This window comes from Exiguobacterium sp. U13-1, from assembly GCF_001750115.1.
GTDB lineage: Bacteria > Bacillota > Bacilli > Exiguobacteriales > Exiguobacteriaceae > Exiguobacterium_A > Exiguobacterium_A acetylicum.
Genome location: NZ_CP015731.1, coordinates 648453 through 669137, shown reverse-complemented (window position 1 = coordinate 669137; position 20685 = coordinate 648453). Strand labels below are relative to the sequence as shown.

The following is a 20685-nucleotide window of genomic DNA, read 5'->3' as shown; positions in this document are numbered from 1 at the left end:
GTACAACCGTTTCATTCCTGACGCAAGGTTTTTTACTCAGAAATTTTTAAATTCGTCGTCCGGATCGTTCCCCATGGTGACACATCCGCACGGACTTCTAGTGCTTTTGCTTTTTCATATTGTTTTCCGCTTCCCTGTTCGACATAATACTGCGTCAATTGTGGAATCGACACGTATTGATCGTAATAGTCGCCGGCGACACTTCCAAAGAATCGTTCATTCGAAATCCGGTCGATTTGAGCATAACCAGAAGCATCGGTCTTGAAGCTGACATAGACACGTCCATTTTGAATCGTCGGACCTGGTTTTAAATCCGGATACTGCAGCATCACGTATTCGCCGTAAACGGGATCAAACGGATCAAACGGTTCTGCCCGAAAACGGTACGATGTTCCGAACCAGGAGGTCGCAAAAAAGCTGACAATCAACAGACCGACGGCGCACGTCTGCAATACAGGCATCAGATAACGCTTCATGACGTCACACCTCCTCTACGGCGTAACCACCATAAGACACCGGATAATAGGAAGATGAGTAGCGCACCGATGAGGAAAAATAAAGACATGTTCAACCGATCCCACGCATAGATGACATATATCGCGATTTGAACGAGAATGAAATAGAGAAAGGCTGGCCAGACGACCGCATGACGGCGTTCTTGATACAACAGATACAGTAGCGCCGATAGTTCAACGAGGATGGCAAGTAGAATTGCCTGTTCATCGAGCCACAGGACTCCGACGAATCCAAGCGGAACGATAAACAATAAGGAGCGACGTTTTTGATAGAGGAAGATTCCTAACCCGATGGATACGATAGCTAGCAGAATCGCTTCTGTCATGGATGGTAATGTGGCATTTGATTCCGCACGTACAGACAGATAGACGATCGAACTGATGGCAGCAACGACCAGATAGACCATTTCGACGATCCGACGATTGGACTCCTCAGGAACAAGCCAGAGAACTGGAACGAGTAAAAATAGCGTCCAGACCGGCCACAGGAATCCGTCATATGATACAAGGAGAAACAAGGAGAGACCACTGAAGAAGAGAAACAGCCAGCTAAACAAAAGCGATGGCAGACGTTGGCTGAAGTAAAACCAACTGAACGACAGCACGACCATCAGACCGAACGATGTCCAGTCGAGATAACTCGCCTGTTCTTGACCAAAACCACCGAGACTCGTGAAGATCGTCCATCCGGAAAGGAAGGCGACGACACCGTATGCTTCATGACGCCAAAGCACATAATGCGCTAACGCGGCGACAAACACACACCATCCGAGTAATGATCCTTCCATCGGCAAGTGGAAACTTTGAACAACGACGAGAATCGAGGCGCCAAACGCTAGGATTCCACCGATTCGGAAGACAATCGGATGCAACATACTCCGACGTTCCGAAAGATCCGCCATGACGTAACAGTTCCACATGAGTGCTACGACAAGTCCGATTTTCCATCCGACCGGCATGACTTGCCAGTTGGCGGCTAAAAAGCTGAACACAGCCAATACGACGAACGTACCCCCTACAATCAACAAGAGCGGTAGACGTTGCTTTTCCTTACGATTGTTCTCATAATCGACGATTCGTTTGACGGTTGCTTCGTCCAAAAGCCCCGCTTCACTCCACTCTCTCATCTTGCGTAACTGCTTCATCGCACCCACCTCCTTCGAAGTGTTTAGATATTTATTAAATTCCCGATTTAGTACCATCTCAAGCCCGGATTCACAAGGATTCCAAGCTATTTGTTCAGTTCGTCACAAAATGGTGACAGACAAAAAAAGCAAGGAAGAATAGCTTCCTTGCTTTGTATAATCGATGGCTTAAACACGGAAACGGGCAACGAGCACCTGTAATTCTTCCGCCATATCGGATAATGCTTTGGCTGATTGCGAAATCTCTTCCATCGCACTCAACTGTTCTTCTGTCGTCGCTGCGACTTGTTTCGACGCCGATGAATTCTCTTGCGCGATATGTGCGATTTCGGTTGCAGAGGCAGAAACCTCTTGAACATTCGCTGCGATTTCCTCGACAGTTGCCGTCACATCTTCAATCCGCGGTGTCATCTCTTGCGTCCGTTCGAGAATCTTCTGGAATCGTTCTGCTGATGCTTCTGTCGTCGATAAACCGGCTTTCGTCTGTCCCGATACCTCTCTCATCATCTTGACTGACTGATCCGTCTCCTGTTTGATGTTTTGAATCAGTTGGGCAATCTGCTTCGTTGAATCCTGTGATTGCTCTGCCAGTTTTCGTACTTCGCTTGCAACGACGGCAAAGCCTTTTCCGTTTTCGCCTGCGCGTGCCGCTTCAATTGCCGCATTCAGTGCTAATAAATTCGTTTGTTCGGCAATGCTATTGATGACATCGACGATTTTTCCGATCTCATTCGAACGATGTGCGAGTGAACTGATGACGCCACCGAAGTTTTGAACAGAGGCATCGATTTCTTTCATCTGCTGGACATTCTGCAGTACAGCAACTGTTCCGTTCTCGGCTTCTGTTGCCGTTGAACGTGATAGCTCTGACACATCGGTCGAGCTCTCAGCGATCCGCATGATGCCGGCTGTAATCGACTGTAACGAAACAGCGTTCGCATCAAGTTGACGCTTCGATTGATCCGCCCCTGCTGCGACCTGTTGAATCGATCCCGCAATTTGTTCCGATGCGGACGTCGTCTGGGCAGAGTTCGCCATTAATTCCTGCGACGAACCGGCCACTTGTGTGATCGACTGATCAAGATTGATGATGATCGAGCGGAGTGAGTCGACCATGACGTTAAAGCTTTGCGCGACTTGCCCAACCTCATCGTTTGATTCAACGATGACTGGTTCCGTCAAATCACCAGATTGAATCCGTTCTGCTCCACGTGTCAAATGACCGAGTGGGCGGAGGATCGAGCGAAGAATGAAGTAAATGAAGACCGCTGCAATGAGTAACATCCCACCGATGACAGCAAGCGTCGTCCAAAGAATACTTGACGTCGCATCTGTGATTTCTTGATCGTACAGGGTTCCGGCAACCTTCCACTTCGTCAGGTCGTTCGTCATGAAGTCCATCTGTTTGCCTTCATTTTCAAATTCATAAGAAAATTGTCCGGCTGGCTCCGCATAGAGGGGGGCGACCCAGTTCCCTGTCGCCTTCTCACCTGGTTTCAGTGTCGGATGGGTGACGAATTTTTTATTCGAATCGAGAATCGTGACATAACCTTCTTTACCGATTTTAATCTTTTTCGCGATTTCCGCGATCCGGTCGACATCGACATCAACCGCCACGACACCTTTCCCGTTGCCAGTCGTCTGCGACAGTGTCACCATCATCTTGTTCGAGGCAGCATCAACGTACGGATCGGTGATGACGACTTTTCCGCCAGCAGCTTCCGCTGATTGATACCACGAGCGTTCACGTGGATCGTAATCCTCTGGCATGACCTGTTCCGGGAAAATGTTCATATCCCCTTCCGTCGTCGCGAAGTAAATGTTCGCTGCTTGCGGATGCATGTCGAGATATTCTGTCATTTTTTCTTTTAACGCTGCATTCGGTTTTCCTTTTTGATAAAGCGTGCCGTCAATCCGGTCCGCAAAAAAGGCGACATCGCGTCGCATCGGATCAATGATGTTCTGGATCTCATCGTTCATCCGATCGACTCCACCATGTGCCGATTGCAGAATTTGCTCCGTCATCGTTTGTTTCGCCTGATTGTAGGCAACAAATCCGATCACGAGCGCTGGAATTACTAATAAGAGAATCGATGTCAGAATTAATTTTTGTTTGATGCTCATCGTTCGTTTGATCTTTTGTTCCATGTGTCACTCCATTCTCGAGTGCAAGGACTCGCTATTCTACCTTCTCTATCGGAAGAATAACGAAAAATGTTCATAGAAAAATCGATAAACGTGTACTCGTTCACATGAAAAAAGACGACTCATTTCGAGTCATCTTCCTTGATAACGCTTACCCTTATGCTTCTTGATCGCCTTTCCAGTTCATCATACCGCCTTCGACGTTGACAATATCATATCCGTACTGCTCGAGGAAACGACCGACGTTTTCGCTCCGTCCGCCTGCTTTGCAGATCAAGTAGTAGGTTTCACCTTCTTGCAATTCCGTATAGCGTTCGCCGATCTCAGACATTGGAAGAAAGCGGACGTTCGGAATATGTCCCGCATCGTATTCATCCTGCTCACGGACGTCGACGACGTGCAACGCTTCGCCTGCCTCTAATCGCTCTTGTAACTCGTCTACATGAATCGTTTTCATCTCGTATGACCTCCTGTATGGTTCTGTCGTAAGTGTAGCAAATTCATCATCAAAACAAAACGAAACCGTTTGAGACGAAATAATGAAAAGCGGACCCGTTTCCGGATCCGCCCGTTTCCTTATTCTCCTGATGCTTTCCGAATCGACTGACGTGTCTCCTTATGCATTCCCCGTGCATAATAGACAGCAATCAGAATTGCGTACCACAGTGGTCCAACGACCAAAGCGATGCGCGTACTTGCATCAAATGCCATCAAGACGATGACACCAGCAAGTGCCGCAAGGGCGATATAGTTGGCAACCGGGAAGAACGGAACAGCAAATTCTGCTGAACCATGTACCTTCCGCGCCCGCATTTGTGCGATCAGAATCATTGCCCACGTCCAGACGGCACCGAACGTTGCGATACTCGTAACGATTGCAAAAACATCTTCCGGTAAGAAGTAGTTCAAAGCGACACCCACGAGCAACGCGACACCTGAAAGAATCGTCGCTAGAGCCGGTACACCGTTTTTCGAGATTTTCGAGAAACGACGTGGCGCTTCACTGTTCTCGGATAAGTTCATCATCATCCGGGCTGTTGAGAAGATACCCGAGTTACATGACGAGAGTGCTGCCGTTAAGACAACAAAGTTGATGATGCCGGCTGCTGCCGGAATACCGAGCGATTGAAATAGTAATACGAACGGACTACTATTGTTCGCACCGACTTGATCCCACGGATAAATCGATAAAATGACGAAGAGCGCTCCGATATAGAATACTAAGATCCGAAGGAAGACGTTATTGACGGCTTTTCGAATCGTTTTCTTCGGATTCTTCGCTTCCCCTGCTGTGACCCCAATCACTTCAATTCCTAAGAACGCAAACATGACCATCTGCATGGCAAGAAGTACTCCACCGAATCCGTTCGGTAAGAATCCACCATGTGACCACAGGTTCGAAATCCCAACCGGTGTGCCGCCGTTTCCAAGACCAATGACAATCGTCAAGGTCCCTAAGATGATCATGGCGACGATCGCGACGATTTTAATCAACGCAAACCAAAATTCGAATTCACCATAAAATTTAACAGCAATGAAGTTGATGCTCGTCATCAAGACAAGTGCTGCTAGTGCCCATACCCACCCCTGAGAATCCGGGAACCATACTTTCATGTAAATACCGACTGCTGTGATTTCCGCCATACACGTAAAAATCCAGAGTAACCAATAATTCCAACCTGTTAAAAAGCCAGCTAATGGACTGACATACTTCCGGGCATACTCCGCAAAACTACCAGCCACCGGCTCCCGCACTGCAAGCTCCCCAAGTGCTCGCATGATAATGAAAATGATGACACCACCAATCAGATAACCAAGTAAGATCCCTGGTCCTGCTAATTGGATCGCTTTTGCTGACCCTAGGAAGAGTCCGACACCGATTGCCGCCCCCAGCGACATCAGTGTAATATGACGTTCTTCCAGTCCCCGATTTAACTCTGTCTGTTGTTTCATTTTTACGACGTCCTTCCCGTCTCTGTTTGTTTCTTAGCAGTTCCCCGTACCGCTACGTTGTCAGTATAAAGAAGATGTGTCGATTTTGTAAACGTTTTCAATGTATATTTCTTACCAAATCCACATACTCGGAATATTCTGATTACGTTAGCAGTATAAAAAAAGGAACCTCCTGCTACTAAGTAGTATACAGGACAGCTCCTTTCGGAAAGTTACAATTGTTATTCAACTTTAGCAAGTGGCACATTCGGTGACTCCGACTTACTAGTCAATCGGAAGATTCCATTTAGCAATAATGCCGTTAGCGACCCTGCGACGATTGGGCTGTCTGTCAAGACACGGATTTGCGATGGTAGACCGGCGACGATTTCTGGATTCATACTGATTCCTAGACCAATTCCGAGGGCAAGTGCCACCGTGATGACGTGTTCATTCTTGGAGAAATCGACCCGCGACAGAATACGAATCCCGCTCGCTGCGACCGTTCCGAACATGATCAACATTGCCCCACCTAGGACAGGTTTTGGAATCAACGTCGTGAACGTCGCCACTTTTGGTAAGAAGCCGAGCAAGATTAAAAATCCGCCCGCAAATAAAATGACTTTACGTGTCTTCACGCCAGTCAACTGAACGAGACCGACGTTTTGGCTATAGGTCGTATACGGGAAACTATTAAAGATACCGCCAACGATCGTCGCGACACCCTCTGCCCGGTAGCCACGCGCTAGGTCTTTATCCGTCAAACGGCGATCCGTGATCTCACCAAGTGTCAAGAACACACCTGTCGATTCGACCATCGAGACGAGACCAACCAGCGTCATCGTCAAGATCGCCGTCGCATTGAATGTCGGAACACCGAAGTAGAATGGCGTCACCATTTGGAACCATGACGCTTCCGCCACCGGACTGAAGTCGATCATCCCCATGCCAAACGCAACCAGTGTACTGATCATCACAGCAATCAAGACGGCTGCTGCTTTTGAAAAGACCGTGCCGTAGCGATTCAAGATTAAAATCAAGACGATCGTTAGTCCGGCGAGTCCAAGATAACGTGCGTCACCAAAGTCCTTCACCCCTTGTCCGCCCCCGATATCGTTGATTGCAGCCGGAATCAAGGAAATCCCAATGATCGTCACGACAGAACCAAGGACGACTGGCGGGAACAGGACTGCAATCTTACTAAACCAGCCTGAGATGACGAGAATGATCAAACCACTCGCAATTAAAGCACCATAAATCGCCGTAATCCCTTGAAGACTACCGATCGCGATCATCGGACCGACTGCGGTGAAGGTACAACCGAGGACGACAGGAAGACCGACGCCTGTATATTTCGTGACGAGCACTTGTAGTAAGGTCGCTACGCCACACATGAAGAGATCAATCGCAACTAAATAAGCAAGTTCTTCTCCCGACAATCCGATCGCACTACCAACGATCAGCGGAACTACAGCTGCTCCTGTGTACATCGCAAGCACATGCTGAAGTCCGAGACTAGCGGCTTTGAAGTTCGATAGTCTCATACGGTCACCGAGTCAACGAACGTCGCTTTTCCATCCTTCAACGACTCCACGCGAGCGAGTGACTCGACGCGGAACCCGGCTTCGATTAACTTTTGACGTCCCGGTTGGAACGACTTTTCAATGACGATTCCAAAACCAGCAACTTCCGCACCTGCCTGCTCAACGAGGCGAGCGAGACCAAATGCCGCTTCTCCGTTCGCGAGGAAATCGTCGATGATCAGAACTCGTTCACCCGGTTGTAGGTATTTTTCTGCAACCGTAATCGTACTCGTCTGTTGTTTCGTAAACGAGAAGACTTCAGCTGAAATCGTTCCTTCATTCAAGGTGACGGATTTCGTCTTACGGGCATAGACCATTGGTACCCCTAAACGGAGCGCCGTCATCATTGCCGGGGCAATACCACCTGCTTCGATCGTCAAAATCCGCGTGATACCGGCATCTTGGAAGCGATCCATGAACTCATAGGCGATTTCCCACATCAAGGTCGGATCGACCTGATGGTTTAAAAAGGCATCCACTTTCAATACTTGATCCGATAATACGATTCCCTCTTGATTAATCATGTCGTGTAGACGTTTCATACATGCATTCTCCTCTTTAAAAACGAAAAAACGTACAGCCGCTACCCGGGGGCAGCCACTGTACGCCAAAAAAGAGAGCAGTAACTCACCACCCGTAGTCGGACCGTTACGGCGATCCGGTAGAGACTCGTGGGCCAATTCCCACTATTATACGAGCGTTGCTATACGTTTACGTTTCGTGATTTTCGTGATGTGTACCATTGTACGGGGTTTAGCGAAAAAGTAAAGACTTTTTCACACCGTGCTTAGGCTTGGCGTTCTTCGACTGCTTGCGCTGCCGTGATGATCGCGAGTTTGTAGACATCCTCTTCGTTACAACCGCGTGAAAGATCGTTGACCGGTTTGTTCAACCCTTGAAGGATCGGACCGATTGCTTCGAATCCACCAAGACGTTGTGCGATTTTGTAGCCAATGTTTCCAGCTTCAAGACTTGGGAAGATGAAGACGTTCGCTTGACCTGCGACATCTGATTCTGGTGCTTTTGATTTCGCGACGCTTGGAACGAATGCTGCATCGAATTGGAGTTCGCCATCGATTGCAAGCTCTGGTGCACGTTCTTTAGCAATGCGAGTTGCTTCAACGACACGCTCTGTCTCTGGTGATTTTGCTGAACCTTTTGTCGAGAAGCTGAGCAATGCCACTTTCGGATCGATACCGAATGTTTTCGCTGTTTTCGCAGATGCAATTGCGTTCTCTGCTAGATCGTTCGCATCTGGTGCGATGTTGATTGCGCAGTCTGCGAAGACGTATTGCTCATCGTCACGTACCATGATGAAGACGCCTGATGTTTTTTTATAGCCTTCTTGCATCTTGATGATTTGAAGTGCTGGACGAACTGTATCGCCTGTTGCGTGCATGGCCCCCGATACAAGACCTTCTGCTTGCCCTGTGTGAACGAGCATCGTACCGAACGTGTTCACGTCTTTTAAGATGACAGCACGTGCTTGCTCTTCTGTTGCTTTCCCTTTACGACGCTCAACGAACGATGCGACGAGCTCATCGATTCCAGCGTAAGAAGCAGGATCAATCGTATCAAGTCCCGTGACATCGATTCCGTTCGCTGCTGCTGTTTCTTCGATTTGTACACGTGGTCCGATGACGACCGGTGTGACGAGACCGTCTTTCTTCAAACGGACAGCTGCGCCAAGAACACGCGCGTCAATTCCTTCTGGGAAGACGATTTTCGGTTGGTGCGCTTTAATCTTTTGTTCTAACATATCGAATAGTTGCATGAGTTTCTCTCCTTTTTAGGTAAACACGACGTCGTCGATTTGATCGATTTTCTTTTCCATCGTTTATTATACACAGTTCTCAATCGTTGTTAAAACAATTTGCAAAAAAGTTATCTAACAAAAGCACTGAAGCCATATTCACCGACTATTACAGTCATTTTCAAGAATGGTACAGAGACTATTTCCAAGCAACGTAATCTCCACTTCCCCTTTTACCCACTCTCTGCTTTTTTCATGTGTTACGATCTCATGGACAAAGACATTTTCGGGCGAAGCGTTTCAATAGAATGTGATAAGATAGGATATGGAAAAAGACAACTTATTTCAGACTCAGGAGGTCATCCCATGCAACATCAAACATCTGAACCGACTGCTACGCAACAAGCCGCTGAAACACTCGACGGCTGGTATACATTACATGATTTCCGCCGGATCGATTGGTCACGCTTAAAACAAGTCGACGCAACAGACCGCGCGCGCATGATTGAAGAGTTCCAAGCCTTCCTCTCAGAGCTTTCTGGTGTCGAAGCGACAAAAGACGGAAGCCATGCACTTTATACGATCATCGGTCAAAAAGCCGATCTCGTCTTGATGGTTCTTCGTCCAACGATGGAACAAATCCAAGACGTCGAAGTCAAAATGCAAAAACTCGATCTCTATGATTACTTGATCCCGACGTATTCTTACGTTTCTGTCGTCGAACTCGGTACGTACCGTGGTTCAGGGGAAGGAAACCCATACGAGAACCCTTACGTGCGTGATCGTCTCTATCCAATCTTGCCGCAAGCGAAGCACATCTGCTTCTACCCGATGAGCAAGTCGCGTCGCGATGGCGACAACTGGTACACGCTCTCAATGGAGAAACGTAAAGAGCTCATGTATCGTCATGGTATGATTGGTCGGAGTTATGCTGGGAAAATTCAGCAAATCATCGGTGGATCAACTGGATTTGACGATTGGGAATGGGGCGTCACGCTCTTCTCAGACGACATTCTCCAGTTCAAGAAAATCGTCTATGAAATGCGTTTTGACGAAGTCAGCGCGAAGTACGGTGAGTTTGGTGAGTTCTTCATCGGGAACCGTCTCGAAAGTGAACAATTAAATACTCATTTTGCACTTTAATGTGTTGAATGACGTTTGATTGAAATATCTCATGGGAATATACTCCTTGCGGCTACAAAACAGGCTATAAAATAGTAGGTTGATTACGTAAGGAGGAATTACCATGGGGAATGCTATGAACCGATCGACACGATCGCGTGAATTGCAATTCGCTGTGCTTTCAAAAGAGCTGAAACCGGTTGCAGATCGTGTACTGGATCGCTATGAGCAAGCATTATCGAAGCTAAACAAAACACAAACGACAAAACGGTGAGTCCGTTTTGATACCTTCGCCTACTCTGAACTGAGTAGGCGTTTTTCGTATGAAAAAAAACCGTTTTTCTTCAGATCAACTGAAGAAAAACGGTTTATCCTCATAACCCTTTGTATGCGCCGATTGCGACAAAAATCCATGCTGCGATGAATAAGACACCACCGATTGGTGTGATCGCTCCAAGTTTCGTCACATTCGTCAATGCCATGACGTACAGACTACCGGAGAAGAAAACGATACCGGCAAGCATCAGCCAAGCAGCTAACGACCATTGAGGAATCGATGTTTTCAATAAGAGTCCCCCGAGTGCTAGGATGCCGAGCGAGTGTACCATCTGGTAAAGTACGCCTGTCTGCCAGTTCGCGAGCATCCGTTCCGTTAGCATATCTTTCAAAGCGTGTGCACCGAATGCACCTAGTGCGACCGATAACATCATCGAGATCGCGCCAATCATAATGAAAACTTTCATGCTTATTCTCCCCCTAACCGTCGTGCTGGTAAATTCCATTCATAATAATACGATAGCATACGTAAAACCGTGATGAGTCCAAGCAATGTGAACAAATGTAGAGGATTCGTCAATTGGAAGCGATCAATCACGAGAGCTGCCATGACGGCCCACATCGCATAAATTTCTTTATGCAAGACGAGTGGTTTCCGACCTGCGAGTAAATCCCGAATCACTCCACCACCAACACCAGTCAGCACAGCAGCCGAAATCGTCGCCGATAGTGGCAGTCCTTTTGCTGTCGCCATCAAAGCACCTTGAATCGCAAACGCAGATAATCCGAGTGCATCCGCGAGGACGCCCCAACGTGTCCAGTGCGGCAAAAACAACTGGGGTAACATGAAGATCAACAACGCAACAAGAATCGCGACTAAAAAGAGACCACCTTGCGACCAGAGAGCGGATACCGGTACACCAATCAGTAAATTACGAATGGCACCACCACCGAATGCTGTGATCAAAGCGAGTAACCAAACACCGAATAAATCATATTTTTCTTCCATCGCAACAATCGCACCACTCATCGCAAAAGCGACCGTGCCGATGATATTCAATAAGTCCCAGGACATGCACACATTTCACCTTTCTACAAAGAAATTCCAATACTTACTATACTCTCTTTTTAGTTTCCGTAAAGCATTAATTTTCTGTCACCGTTTCGACCGTTTGCGAGTGACGTTTTTAGGTAAAGTAACCTATACTGAAACAAACTGTACAGGAAGCTAGGTGACCGTATGAAACGTTGGGCGCTTTATCGCATCGTCGTCATCGTGACGATGTTCGCACGTTACATTTTTACGATCTATCGATTCACCCGGAAAAACCGGCCAGGTACGAACAACGAAGAGTTTGAGCGCATCATGATCCGGATTGCGCGTGACTATAAGAAAAAAGCATTACGGCTAGAAGGATTACTGATCAAGCTCGGCCAGTTCTTATCGATTCGAGCCGATTTGTTCCCACCATCCGTCTTGATGGAACTGACCGAACTGGTCGATAAAGTACCTTCAAGTAAACTCGGAGAGTCACGAAAGATCATCGAAGAAGATTGGGGCATGCCGATTGAAGAGATCATCTCGGACATCAGTCCCCGTCCTGTCGCTTCTGCCTCGATTGGTGAGGTGTACAGCGGAACCTTAAAATCAAACGGTAAAAAAGTCGCGATCAAAGTCCAGCGACCGAATATCGAACAAATCATCAAGACCGATTTCCGTGCCATGCGCATCGTCATCGCCATGTTACGTCGGACGTCATTAAACAAATCGACTGATCTACAAAGTCTGTACCGCCAAATGGTCTTCGTCATTGGTGATGAATTGAATTACCGAACTGAATTAAAAAACGGTCTCTACTTTAAAAAGATGTACGAGACGAATCCTGTCATCTATATTCCGAGTTATTATGAAGAACATTGTACGAATCGGGTGCTCGTCATGGAATGGATTGACGGGACACGTATCACCGACCTCGATTATTTAGCAGAACATCAGATTGACCGTGACGAACTAGCGCGTAATTTATTCTTAAACGCTGGTGAGCAATTACTGTTCGGTGGGAAATTTCACGCCGATCCACACCCAGGTAACGTCCTTGTCCAGTCTGATGGCAAAATTGTTTTGCTAGATTTCGGAATGATTGGAGCGACGACGCCTGATGACATGCGGGCGATTCAACGAATCCTCCAATCTTTCGTCACCTTGGATTACGATGCGATCGTCGATGGTTTAGAAGATTTACGATTCCTGTTGCCGAATGCGAATAAGCAAAACATCCGACAAGCGATTGAAAAAGCGGTCACGTTTTATCTCGAGAGTGATATGGAAAACGTCGATACGAAGCTGATTGAGAAGGTCTTATCCGATATCGAATTGCTCGTCCGAAACGAACCGATCCAGCTTCCTGCCGAGTTCGCGTTCTTCGGTCGTGCTGCCTCGACGATTCTTGGGATCCTTCAGATTCTTTCACCACAAATCAATCTACTCGAGTTAGCCAAGCCAATGGTTCGACGTTGGCTCGATGACGAAGGGAAAAACCAAAACCGTTACCTACAGATTGCCGGATCCTACGGTGCGCGATTGCTTGCCTTCCCGCGCCTTGTCAACGACGCTCTCAGCGAACCGACGCGTTGGCGGATCATGGAGCAACAAAAGTTCTCTCGCGTCGCGAACATCGAATCACTCAAAATCCGGCAGTGGACGAGTTCACTCGTCGGAATCATCAGCCTACCTTTTAGTTATCTCGGCTATTATTTTACGCAGTACGATGTCATGGGGATTTCCTTGACGATTGCGGTCATCGCTTTATGGAATGGTCGCCGAATCGGACGACAAATCGTTCGGATTGCTGACGAACCGTTCCGATAAACGAAATACCAGTAAACGTTCACTTCGGTGGGCGTTTTTTTATTTCAGAATAACTCTTCTTCGCGCTTCGAGGTTTTTCCTCGCGTCTCGCGGGGTACAGCTTCAAGTAGAGAGATAATAGTAAGGAGAGGTGAAACACTTGATTGATATTTTAATTGCCATCGTTCCTGCATTGATGTGGGGATCGTTGCCGCTCGTCGTCTCGAAAATCGGAGGTTCAACGGCGCAACAAATTATCGGTACGACTCTGGGTGCGTTGCTTTTCGCGATCGTCACCTTCTTTTTTGTCAGCCCAGAGCTGTCGACGACTGCTTGGGTCGCCGGATTCTTTTCTGGTGCTTTCTGGGCGCTCGGTCAAAAAAATCAGTTTGCTGCCTTTCGTCAGATGGGTGTCTCAAAGACGATGCCAATCTCAACAGGAATGCAACTCGTCGGAACATCATTGTTCGGTGTTCTCGCTTTCGGAGAGTGGTCAACGACAACTGCGTTGATTCTCGGAATCAGTGCCCTTGTATTGATCATTGCCGGAGCAGCTTTCACGTCTTACAAGGAAGATAAGAGTAAAGAAGATGAGAATATAGGAAAAGGTCTGACGCTCCTCCTCATCTCGACTGTCGGGTATGTCGGCTACGTCGTCATTGCCCGTTGGTTCGATATCAATGGCTGGGAAGCAGTCTTACCACAAGCTGTCGGGATGGTCGTGAGTGCGATTCTTCTTTCTTTACGAGAAGGAGATCTCTTCACGAAAAAAACAGCCGGCAATACGGTTGGTGGACTCATGTGGGCTGTCGGGAACGTCGCTTTACTGTTTGCGACGGCAAAAGTCGGGGTCGCGACGAGCTTCTCCCTCTCCCAAACAGGGGTCGTCATCTCAACGATTGGCGGTGTCCTCTTACTGAAAGAAACGAAGACAAAGAAAGAGATGACCTTTGTCATCATCGGTTGTATTTTAGTCGTTGCCGGCGGAATCATGATTGGATTTACGAAACAATAATGAAGGAGTGAAGCATCATGTATGAAAGTTTAAAAGGAAAAGTCGCCATCGTAACAGGTGGATCAATGGGAATCGGTGAAGCTGTCGTTCGCCGCTATGCAGAAGAAGGCATGCGTGTCGTCATCAACTACCGCAGTCACCCGGAAGAAGCGAAGAAAATCGCTGAATCGATTAAAGAACAGGGTGGAGAAGCCCTGATCGTCCAAGGAGATGTCTCGAAGGAAGACGATATGATCAACCTCGTCAAAGAGACTGTCGCACACTTTGGTCAGTTGGATGTTTTCGTCAATAACGCGGGAATCGAGATGCCGTCAGCATCTCATGAAATGTCACTCGAAGACTGGCAAAAAGTCATCGACGTCAACTTAACAGGTGCATTCCTCGGTGCGCGTGAAGCACTGAAGTACTTCGTCGAACACGATGTCAAAGGTAGCATCATCAACATGTCGAGTGTTCATGAAATCATTCCATGGCCAACGTTCGTCCACTACGCTGCGAGTAAAGGTGGCGTCAAATTGATGACACAAACTCTTGCGATGGAATATGCACCAAAAGGCATTCGGGTCAATGCGATTGGACCTGGTGCGATTAATACACCGATCAATGCTGAAAAATTCGAAGATCCAGAACAACGAAAAGAAGTCGAGAGCATGATCCCAATGGGCAACATCGGGAAACCAGAAGAGATTTCTGCCGTTGCCGCATGGCTTGCGTCAGACGAAGCAAGTTATGTCACAGGGATCACACTCTTTGCGGACGGTGGGATGACACTTTATCCGTCTTTCCAAGCAGGACGCGGTTAACCTATTTTGAATAGACAAGGAGAGAACCGCTCATGGCCACTTTTTTCTCATTGATCCGTCGCGGCAATAAGTCAGCCCTTGCTGCTGCTGTCGTCAATACAATCATTGCTATCATCAAGTTCGTCGCTTATATCTTGACTGGGAATGTAGCGATGTTTGCCGAAATGATGCATACAATCGGTGATGCGGCGAATCAGTTTTTCGTCTATATCGGTTCTGCTCTCAGTAAAAAAGCACCGACGAAACGGTTTCCGAACGGATTCGGTCGCCTTGTTAACCTCGTGTTACTGGCTGCAATCATCGTCGTCGCGTTGCTTGCGTATGAGACGATCCGGGAAGGCATCTTGCATATCACACATGGTCCTGGCGAAGAGACGACTGGGCTTTGGATTATTTTGACGGCACTTGGAATTGGTGTTGTACTCGAAGTCGGCGTCTTTTATAAAGCGATGATCGAGATTGCTCATGAAACCGGGCTTAAGTCTAGAGGGTTGACACTTGTTGGTCAAAGCTTCACCCATCTTGGGCAGGCAAAACCAGCTACACGTCTTGTCTTCATGGAAGATCTTGTTGCGACTCTCGGTGGTATCATCGCAATCATCGCCGTTCTGATTTCACACTACACATCGTTTTATCAAGCAGAGGGCATTGCATCGATTTTGATTGGTCTGATGATGTTTTACGTCGTTTATAATGTCTTTATTCAAAACGCTGCCGGTGCGCTCGGTGAAATTGATGAAGTACTGACTGCTAAAATTGGTGAAATTCTCTTACGTGATGAGGCCGTTCGGGATATCGAAAAACTTGAAGTCATCAAGGAAGGGGATCACTTCCATGTCGAGACAGAGATTGAAGTGGATCCTAACTTAACGATTGCCCAAGCGGACGACATCAAGGACCGGCTTGAACTGCAAATTCGAATTCTTAAAGGGGTCACCGATGTCACGATCTCCTTTGATGAAGATGATAAAGTACAACAGTATCAATCTCCCTCACCACCTGTAGAATAAACAAAAAGCCATCGGTAGATGGCTTTTTGTTTGCATTCATTAGCGTGTAGCGCGGACGAATCCGGCTTCTTCTGCTTCTTTTTCCGTACAGAACCGTTGCTCCGGCTTCACTTCATCGTAGGACTGCCCTCCCGGTACATGGTAGATTTTTTTACCTGACCGATTGATGTTGCCTTTGATTTCGCAGGATTTCGTTTCTGTAATCGCTTGAGCGTCAAAGCCACGATTTGTGACGTAGCCATCGTGCTCCCAAATCTTTTTCTTCGACTGCTTGGCTTCCTGTTCGATCTGTTCGAACATATCGACATAACGTGTATCCGGCTCATAGACGAACGCTACACGTGCGAGCCCTTTTCGAAGTAACTCCTGATTCAACATCTTATCACCGTACCAGACGTATGCGAGTAATCTTCCGTATCGATCGGTCCGGGAATGATCACGCTCGACCCGAATAGCTGTTCCGCTCGGTAAGGTCTCTTTCGTAAACGCTGACGCTTCCGTTCCATATGGTTGAACCGGTGTATCCGGTTTGACGGTTTCTGGTGTATCGACAAGGAGTAGACGAACGTCCTCCGTTTTTCCATCCGCCAACTTTACTTTTAACGTATCCCCATCGATGACGCGCTCGACCGTCGCCTTCGTGACCTTTTCGTCATCCGGTTGTTTGATGCCAAGCACATCAGTTTCTTCTGGTGCACAACCGATGAGAACGAATAGAAAAAGTAGACTCATCATGGCGTATCGTCTCACTTTTGTTTCGCTCCTTTCCATGAAAATACGGATCCGGTCAAAGCCCGAACCCGCATATGCTATCTTGGTTATTCGTTAGTCTGCTGATAGAACCGTTTCGACTTCATTTCGGTTCGTATAAAGTTGATAGAACGCTTCCGCTACATTTTTTGGATCAAGTGCCGTGCCACGCTTCACTTCTCCGGCAATCGTGACAGTTCCGACGTAGACACCGTCTTCCTTCAATGTATCATGTAACATATGCGTCACTTGTCGAACGCCTGCCTTCCCGATTGAAAGCCCTGGCAACGATTTGATCGCTTGCATCGCAGCGCCGCCTCCAGTAATCAGGATCGCGCCGTCTTTCCGTTCTTGCATCGACGGAGCAACGAGTTGTGCGGCATGCAGTGCACCGAGCACATCGATTTCGAACTCTTTCGTAATCTGTTCTGCTGAGACTTCAAGGACAGACGCTTGATGTAAAATCGAAGCATTATAGACTAAGACATCAACTTGTCCGTACTGCTCCTCTGTCCATTCGATGAGTGATGCGATATCGGCTTTTCGAGAAGCATCACATTCCACTCCGACCGCTTCCACACCCGCTTCTTTTAGTTCCGTGATGACGGCTGCGAGTGTTTCTTGTGTCCGCGCCGCACAAACGACTTGAAAGCCTTCTTGTCCGAATCGTTTGCTGATCTCATATCCATTCCCTGGTCCTGCTCCAATGACGATTACTGTTTTCATGACGTATCTCCCCTTCTCATTTCAACTGTGATGGTTATTCCCTGAATCGCGTCATTTCATTCAAAAATCGAGCAAGGAAGTGCCTTTTTCTTCTTTATCCTGCGAAACACCCATGAAGCGCGCTAACATCGGATCGACTGTTGGTGTTGCCTGAGGTGTTGACGTAGGTAGCGATATCGTTGAACTTGATGTCGCCTCAGATTCAAGTAATAGTTCACAGTACGCCTTCATCGCTGCAATCTGCTCTTTCTGGGCGGCTCCTGTCGTTTGCTCAATGCGTTGCATCGCTTGACGCATCTTTTCAATGATGTGTTGTTCCGTAATCATCTTGTATTCCTCCTTATGGTAGATTGAGGGTATGAACTTGAAAGGGATGTGTTTTCCATGATTCGTACCGCTTTAGTTGGTTTTGGTATTGCCGGTGAACATTTACATGCTCCTTATTTACACGCACCTGATTATCAGTTAGTCGCTGTTCAGTCGAGTCGTCCGGAAGCAGTCGCTGCTTATGACGCGACGCTACCTGTTTATTCGACACTTGAAGCCCTGCTCGCTAAAGAACAGATCGATTTAGTCGTCATCGCGACAGCAAATGAGCTACATTATCCACTTGCGCGCCTCGCTTTGCTATCGGGCTGTGATGTACTCGTCGAGAAACCGTTCACTGTCACGCTCGAAGAAGCCGAAACGTTGACAGAACTAGCACGTGTACACGATCGGTTACTGACAGTTTATCATAATCGTCGGTATACGAAGGACTTTCGAACGCTGATGACCTTACTCGAATCCGGCCGTCTCGGCACTCTCCAAACGTTCGAAGCGCATTATGATCGCTATCGTCCAGACGTTGAGGATCGTTGGCGCGAACAGGACGTACCCGGTGCTGGTCTCTTGTATGACCTTGGATCACACTTGATCGATCAAGCACTTGTCGCCTTCAATGCAGTACCAGATCGCGTCTTTTGTGATCAAACGATCCAACGGCAAGGTGGGATCGTTGATGACTATACACATTTGATTTTAGCATTCGGCACGCGACGCGCTATTTTGCACATCGGTTCCATCGTTCCGGCTGTTGGTCCTTCGCTAATGGTACACGGGACAAAGGCTAGCTATTTCGTCGATGAAGTCGATACGAAACGAGCGACGTATCAATTGGCTGAAGCAAACGGACTCCTTGAAGACTTTCCTTTTGTCTCCGGGCAATTTGGAGATTATTATACCGATCTCGTCCCAGCTATTCGTAAGCGAACAACACCACCTGTTTCTCCGAAACAGGCTGAACTCGTCATGAAAATCATTGATCGTGCTCAAAAGAGTGCAAAATCGGGTACATGGATAGAAGTAGACTAACTATCCATTCAGACGAACAGGGGGAAGACAAGATGTTTTCAAGTACAGAACGGACAGCTTGGTTAGAAGAGATGGGACAAGAACTTTTAGACGTGCTCGTCATCGGGGGCGGTATCACGGGAGCCGGTATTTTGCTTGACGCACAAAGTCGAGGCATGCGGACAGGATTGATCGAGATGCAGGACTTCGCCGAAGGGACATCGAGCCGATCGACGAAACTCGTCCATGGTGGATTGCGCTATCTAAAGCAGTTCGAGATCAAACTTGTTGCCGAAGTCGGAAAAGAACGTGCCATCGTGTATGAGAACGCCCCACACGTGACGACGCCGGAGTGGATGATGCTTCCACTCGTCGAAGGCGGAACGTTCGGTAGCTTCTCAACATCGATCGGCTTACGCGTCTATGACCAGCTCGCAGGCGTCAAACGCAATGAACGCCGGACGATGCTCAGTAAAGAAGAAACATTACGTTACGAGCCATTATTACGTTCGGAACACTTAGTCGGTGGTGGTCGTTATGTCGAATATAAAACGGATGATGCCCGATTGACAGTCGAAGTCCTAAAGGCAGCCGTTGGTTACGGTGGACGTGCCGTCAACTATACGAAGGCTGAATCGCTCGTCTACCACAATGGAAAAGTTGTCGGTGTCGAAGTCCGTGACGTCTTAAGTGACAAAACATATACGATTCGGGCAAAGAAAATCATCAATGCGACTGGTCCGTGGGTCGACGAACTACGCGAAAAAGATGGTTCGAAAGCTGGGAAATCACTTCACCTGACGAAAGGGATTCATCTCGTCATCGATCAAGCGCATTTCCCACTCCAACAAGCCGTTTATTTCGACGTTCCAGATGGTCGGATGATTTTTGCGATTCCACGCGAAGGGAAAACCTATGTCGGAACGACCGACACGAATTATAAAGGAGATATTCTTGAGCCGGGTGTCACTGTCGAGGATCAGGACTATATCTTAGAGGCGACGAATCAAATGTTCAACGTCGAGTTACGACCTGAACACGTTGAATCGACATGGTCCGGACTTCGTCCACTCATTCATGAAGATGGAAAGGATCCGAGTGAACTGTCCCGAAAAGATGAAATCTTCGTCTCGAAATCCGGGCTGATGTCAATCGCTGGTGGTAAGTTGACCGGGTACCGGAAGATGGCAGAACGAATCATCGATATGGTCGCAGACCAATTCAAGACAGAAGAAAATCGGATTTACCTCGCTTCCCGTACGCACGATATCTTGCTTGGTGGTGGTCATCCACAAGGAAGTAAAGGATTTGCCCGCTACTTGAAAGAACAACAACCAAAAGGAGAAGCACTTGGATTGTCACCGAATGAGGCGACATGGCTCATCCAACGTTACGGTACGAACGTCGAACGGGTCTACGAGTTGATTCGGACACGTGGCGACGAGGCAGCTCGTTATCAATTACCGTTACACTGGTTCGGCGCCCTTCTATATGGATTAGAAGCTGAACTCGTCATGCAACCCGGCGACTTCTTGAACCGTCGTGCCTCGGCCGTCTTCTTTGATTTCCCTCACGCTGAACAGTACGCAGATGGTGTTCTCGCCTTAATGCGTAGCGAACTCGGCTGGTCGGCAGAAGATGAAGCCAAAGCCAATGAAAGTATTCGTCGTGAATTCGATGCGGTCCGCGTCAAAGGACCTGTTCCACTTTCATAACATCAAAAGACCCGA

The 20685-nt window shown here is 47.8% G+C and carries 21 protein-coding genes and 1 riboswitch; of the genes, 8 read left to right on the top strand and 13 right to left on the bottom strand.

Annotated elements, in window-relative coordinates; translation table 11 throughout:
• Positions 1 to 32: 32 nt before the first annotated feature.
• The 8 genes from ESP131_RS03575 to pta all read right to left on the bottom strand — a co-directional run bounded on the left by ESP131_RS03575 (position 33) and on the right by pta (position 9094).
• Positions 33 to 476, bottom strand: a complete 444-nt coding sequence (locus tag ESP131_RS03575) for a GDYXXLXY domain-containing protein (RefSeq protein ID WP_047391952.1) — start codon at positions 474 to 476, stop codon at positions 33 to 35.
• Entirely contained in the window at positions 473 to 1660 is a 1188-nt protein-coding gene (locus tag ESP131_RS03570; RefSeq protein ID WP_069940177.1) for a DUF2157 domain-containing protein, read from the bottom strand. Before ESP131_RS03570 ends, ESP131_RS03575 begins: the two co-directional genes overlap by 4 nt.
• A gap of 168 nt (positions 1661 to 1828) precedes the next feature.
• Positions 1829 to 3808 carry a methyl-accepting chemotaxis protein gene (locus tag ESP131_RS03565; RefSeq protein WP_069940176.1) on the bottom strand — a complete coding sequence of 660 codons (1980 nt, stop codon included), beginning with the start codon at positions 3806 to 3808 and terminating at the stop codon, positions 1829 to 1831.
• Positions 3809 to 3962: 154 nt separating this feature from the next.
• Positions 3963 to 4262 carry a rhodanese-like domain-containing protein gene (locus tag ESP131_RS03560; RefSeq protein WP_029343185.1) on the bottom strand — a complete coding sequence of 100 codons (300 nt, stop codon included), beginning with the start codon at positions 4260 to 4262 and terminating at the stop codon, positions 3963 to 3965.
• 119 nt (positions 4263 to 4381) lie between these two features.
• Positions 4382 to 5758, bottom strand: a complete 1377-nt coding sequence (locus ESP131_RS03555) for an amino acid permease (protein ID WP_069940175.1) — start codon at positions 5756 to 5758, stop codon at positions 4382 to 4384.
• 221 nt (positions 5759 to 5979) lie between these two features.
• The gene (locus ESP131_RS03550; RefSeq protein WP_069940174.1) at positions 5980 to 7281 is read right to left on the bottom strand and encodes a nucleobase:cation symporter-2 family protein; all 1302 of its coding nucleotides are present in this window, start codon (positions 7279 to 7281) and stop codon (positions 5980 to 5982) included.
• Positions 7278 to 7862, bottom strand: a complete 585-nt coding sequence (locus tag ESP131_RS03545; RefSeq protein ID WP_023466757.1) for a xanthine phosphoribosyltransferase — start codon at positions 7860 to 7862, stop codon at positions 7278 to 7280. The genes ESP131_RS03550 and ESP131_RS03545 overlap by 4 nt, the downstream gene beginning before the upstream one ends.
• A gap of 75 nt (positions 7863 to 7937) precedes the next feature.
• Positions 7938 to 8037, bottom strand: a riboswitch (purine riboswitch).
• A 70-nt stretch (positions 8038 to 8107) separates the two neighbouring features.
• Positions 8108 to 9094 carry a phosphate acetyltransferase gene (gene pta / locus ESP131_RS03540; RefSeq protein WP_035399200.1) on the bottom strand — a complete coding sequence of 329 codons (987 nt, stop codon included), beginning with the start codon at positions 9092 to 9094 and terminating at the stop codon, positions 8108 to 8110.
• Between the two features lie 345 nt (positions 9095 to 9439).
• On the opposite strand from pta, the gene hemQ reads away from it, so the two are divergent.
• Positions 9440 to 10216, top strand: coding sequence for a hydrogen peroxide-dependent heme synthase (hemQ, locus tag ESP131_RS03535; RefSeq protein ID WP_050677313.1), 777 nt, complete (start codon positions 9440 to 9442; stop codon positions 10214 to 10216).
• A 103-nt stretch (positions 10217 to 10319) separates the two neighbouring features.
• Entirely contained in the window at positions 10320 to 10469 is a 150-nt protein-coding gene (locus ESP131_RS16740) for a hypothetical protein (RefSeq protein WP_023466754.1), read from the top strand.
• Between the two features lie 100 nt (positions 10470 to 10569).
• Here the strand turns inward: ESP131_RS16740 and ESP131_RS03530 are convergent, their stop codons facing one another.
• Positions 10570 to 10938 carry a DUF423 domain-containing protein gene (locus ESP131_RS03530; protein WP_069940173.1) on the bottom strand — a complete coding sequence of 123 codons (369 nt, stop codon included), beginning with the start codon at positions 10936 to 10938 and terminating at the stop codon, positions 10570 to 10572.
• 2 nt (positions 10939 to 10940) lie between these two features.
• Positions 10941 to 11546: a trimeric intracellular cation channel family protein gene (locus ESP131_RS03525; RefSeq protein WP_023466752.1), complete on the bottom strand. Its 606-nt coding sequence runs from the start codon at positions 11544 to 11546 to the stop codon at positions 10941 to 10943.
• A 165-nt stretch (positions 11547 to 11711) separates the two neighbouring features.
• Between ESP131_RS03525 and ESP131_RS03520 the strand changes: the two genes are divergently transcribed.
• The 4 genes from ESP131_RS03520 to ESP131_RS03505 all read left to right on the top strand — a co-directional run bounded on the left by ESP131_RS03520 (position 11712) and on the right by ESP131_RS03505 (position 16147).
• Positions 11712 to 13340, top strand: a complete 1629-nt coding sequence (locus ESP131_RS03520; protein WP_023466751.1) for an ABC1 kinase family protein — start codon at positions 11712 to 11714, stop codon at positions 13338 to 13340.
• A 142-nt stretch (positions 13341 to 13482) separates the two neighbouring features.
• Positions 13483 to 14334, top strand: coding sequence for a GRP family sugar transporter (locus ESP131_RS03515; RefSeq protein ID WP_174514744.1), 852 nt, complete (start codon positions 13483 to 13485; stop codon positions 14332 to 14334).
• 17 nt (positions 14335 to 14351) lie between these two features.
• The gene (locus ESP131_RS03510; protein WP_029343176.1) at positions 14352 to 15137 is read left to right on the top strand and encodes a glucose 1-dehydrogenase; all 786 of its coding nucleotides are present in this window, start codon (positions 14352 to 14354) and stop codon (positions 15135 to 15137) included.
• Between the two features lie 32 nt (positions 15138 to 15169).
• On the top strand, positions 15170 to 16147 hold the full coding sequence (locus ESP131_RS03505; RefSeq protein ID WP_029343175.1) for a cation diffusion facilitator family transporter: 978 nt from the start codon (positions 15170 to 15172) through the stop codon (positions 16145 to 16147).
• A 39-nt stretch (positions 16148 to 16186) separates the two neighbouring features.
• Here the strand turns inward: ESP131_RS03505 and ESP131_RS03500 are convergent, their stop codons facing one another.
• The 3 genes from ESP131_RS03500 to ESP131_RS03490 form a co-directional block, all read right to left on the bottom strand.
• Positions 16187 to 16882 carry a thermonuclease family protein gene (locus tag ESP131_RS03500; protein ID WP_071908736.1) on the bottom strand — a complete coding sequence of 232 codons (696 nt, stop codon included), beginning with the start codon at positions 16880 to 16882 and terminating at the stop codon, positions 16187 to 16189.
• Between the two features lie 90 nt (positions 16883 to 16972).
• Positions 16973 to 17623 carry an SDR family NAD(P)-dependent oxidoreductase gene (locus tag ESP131_RS03495; protein WP_029343173.1) on the bottom strand — a complete coding sequence of 217 codons (651 nt, stop codon included), beginning with the start codon at positions 17621 to 17623 and terminating at the stop codon, positions 16973 to 16975.
• A gap of 60 nt (positions 17624 to 17683) precedes the next feature.
• A complete protein-coding gene (locus tag ESP131_RS03490; RefSeq protein WP_029343172.1) occupies positions 17684 to 17950 on the bottom strand; it encodes a DUF5327 family protein in 267 nt (88 codons plus the stop codon).
• Between the two features lie 57 nt (positions 17951 to 18007).
• Between ESP131_RS03490 and ESP131_RS03485 the strand changes: the two genes are divergently transcribed.
• The gene (locus ESP131_RS03485; protein WP_069940172.1) at positions 18008 to 18976 is read left to right on the top strand and encodes a Gfo/Idh/MocA family oxidoreductase; all 969 of its coding nucleotides are present in this window, start codon (positions 18008 to 18010) and stop codon (positions 18974 to 18976) included.
• Positions 18977 to 19008: 32 nt separating this feature from the next.
• Positions 19009 to 20670 (top strand): glycerol-3-phosphate dehydrogenase/oxidase, encoded by a 1662-nt coding sequence (locus ESP131_RS03480; RefSeq protein ID WP_035399214.1) that lies wholly within the window; start codon positions 19009 to 19011, stop codon positions 20668 to 20670.
• The last annotated feature ends 15 nt before the right edge of the window (positions 20671 to 20685 follow it).

What these genes read in the sequence shown, in the direction of transcription:
- ESP131_RS03520 (WP_023466751.1), top strand. Translation starts at nt 11,712, where the DNA reads ATGAAACGTTGGGCGCTTTATCGCATCGTCGTCATCGTGACGATGTTC.
- ESP131_RS03570 (WP_069940177.1), bottom strand. Translation starts at nt 1,660, where the DNA reads ATGAAGCAGTTACGCAAGATGAGAGAGTGGAGTGAAGCGGGGCTTTTG.
- ESP131_RS03565 (WP_069940176.1), bottom strand. Translation starts at nt 3,808, where the DNA reads ATGGAACAAAAGATCAAACGAACGATGAGCATCAAACAAAAATTAATT.
- ESP131_RS03560 (WP_029343185.1), bottom strand. Translation starts at nt 4,262, where the DNA reads ATGAAAACGATTCATGTAGACGAGTTACAAGAGCGATTAGAGGCAGGC.
- ESP131_RS03490 (WP_029343172.1), bottom strand. Translation starts at nt 17,950, where the DNA reads ATGATTACGGAACAACACATCATTGAAAAGATGCGTCAAGCGATGCAA.
- pta (WP_035399200.1), bottom strand. Translation starts at nt 9,094, where the DNA reads ATGCAACTATTCGATATGTTAGAACAAAAGATTAAAGCGCACCAACCG.
- ESP131_RS03480 (WP_035399214.1), top strand. Translation starts at nt 19,009, where the DNA reads ATGTTTTCAAGTACAGAACGGACAGCTTGGTTAGAAGAGATGGGACAA.
- ESP131_RS03525 (WP_023466752.1), bottom strand. Translation starts at nt 11,546, where the DNA reads ATGTCCTGGGACTTATTGAATATCATCGGCACGGTCGCTTTTGCGATG.
- ESP131_RS03545 (WP_023466757.1), bottom strand. Translation starts at nt 7,862, where the DNA reads ATGAAACGTCTACACGACATGATTAATCAAGAGGGAATCGTATTATCG.
- ESP131_RS03510 (WP_029343176.1), top strand. Translation starts at nt 14,352, where the DNA reads ATGTATGAAAGTTTAAAAGGAAAAGTCGCCATCGTAACAGGTGGATCA.
- ESP131_RS03530 (WP_069940173.1), bottom strand. Translation starts at nt 10,938, where the DNA reads ATGAAAGTTTTCATTATGATTGGCGCGATCTCGATGATGTTATCGGTC.
- ESP131_RS03495 (WP_029343173.1), bottom strand. Translation starts at nt 17,623, where the DNA reads ATGAAAACAGTAATCGTCATTGGAGCAGGACCAGGGAATGGATATGAG.
- ESP131_RS03485 (WP_069940172.1), top strand. Translation starts at nt 18,008, where the DNA reads ATGATTCGTACCGCTTTAGTTGGTTTTGGTATTGCCGGTGAACATTTA.
- hemQ (WP_050677313.1), top strand. Translation starts at nt 9,440, where the DNA reads ATGCAACATCAAACATCTGAACCGACTGCTACGCAACAAGCCGCTGAA.
- ESP131_RS03575 (WP_047391952.1), bottom strand. Translation starts at nt 476, where the DNA reads ATGAAGCGTTATCTGATGCCTGTATTGCAGACGTGCGCCGTCGGTCTG.
- ESP131_RS03500 (WP_071908736.1), bottom strand. Translation starts at nt 16,882, where the DNA reads ATGATGAGTCTACTTTTTCTATTCGTTCTCATCGGTTGTGCACCAGAA.
- ESP131_RS03555 (WP_069940175.1), bottom strand. Translation starts at nt 5,758, where the DNA reads ATGAAACAACAGACAGAGTTAAATCGGGGACTGGAAGAACGTCATATT.
- ESP131_RS03505 (WP_029343175.1), top strand. Translation starts at nt 15,170, where the DNA reads ATGGCCACTTTTTTCTCATTGATCCGTCGCGGCAATAAGTCAGCCCTT.
- ESP131_RS16740 (WP_023466754.1), top strand. Translation starts at nt 10,320, where the DNA reads ATGGGGAATGCTATGAACCGATCGACACGATCGCGTGAATTGCAATTC.
- ESP131_RS03550 (WP_069940174.1), bottom strand. Translation starts at nt 7,281, where the DNA reads ATGAGACTATCGAACTTCAAAGCCGCTAGTCTCGGACTTCAGCATGTG.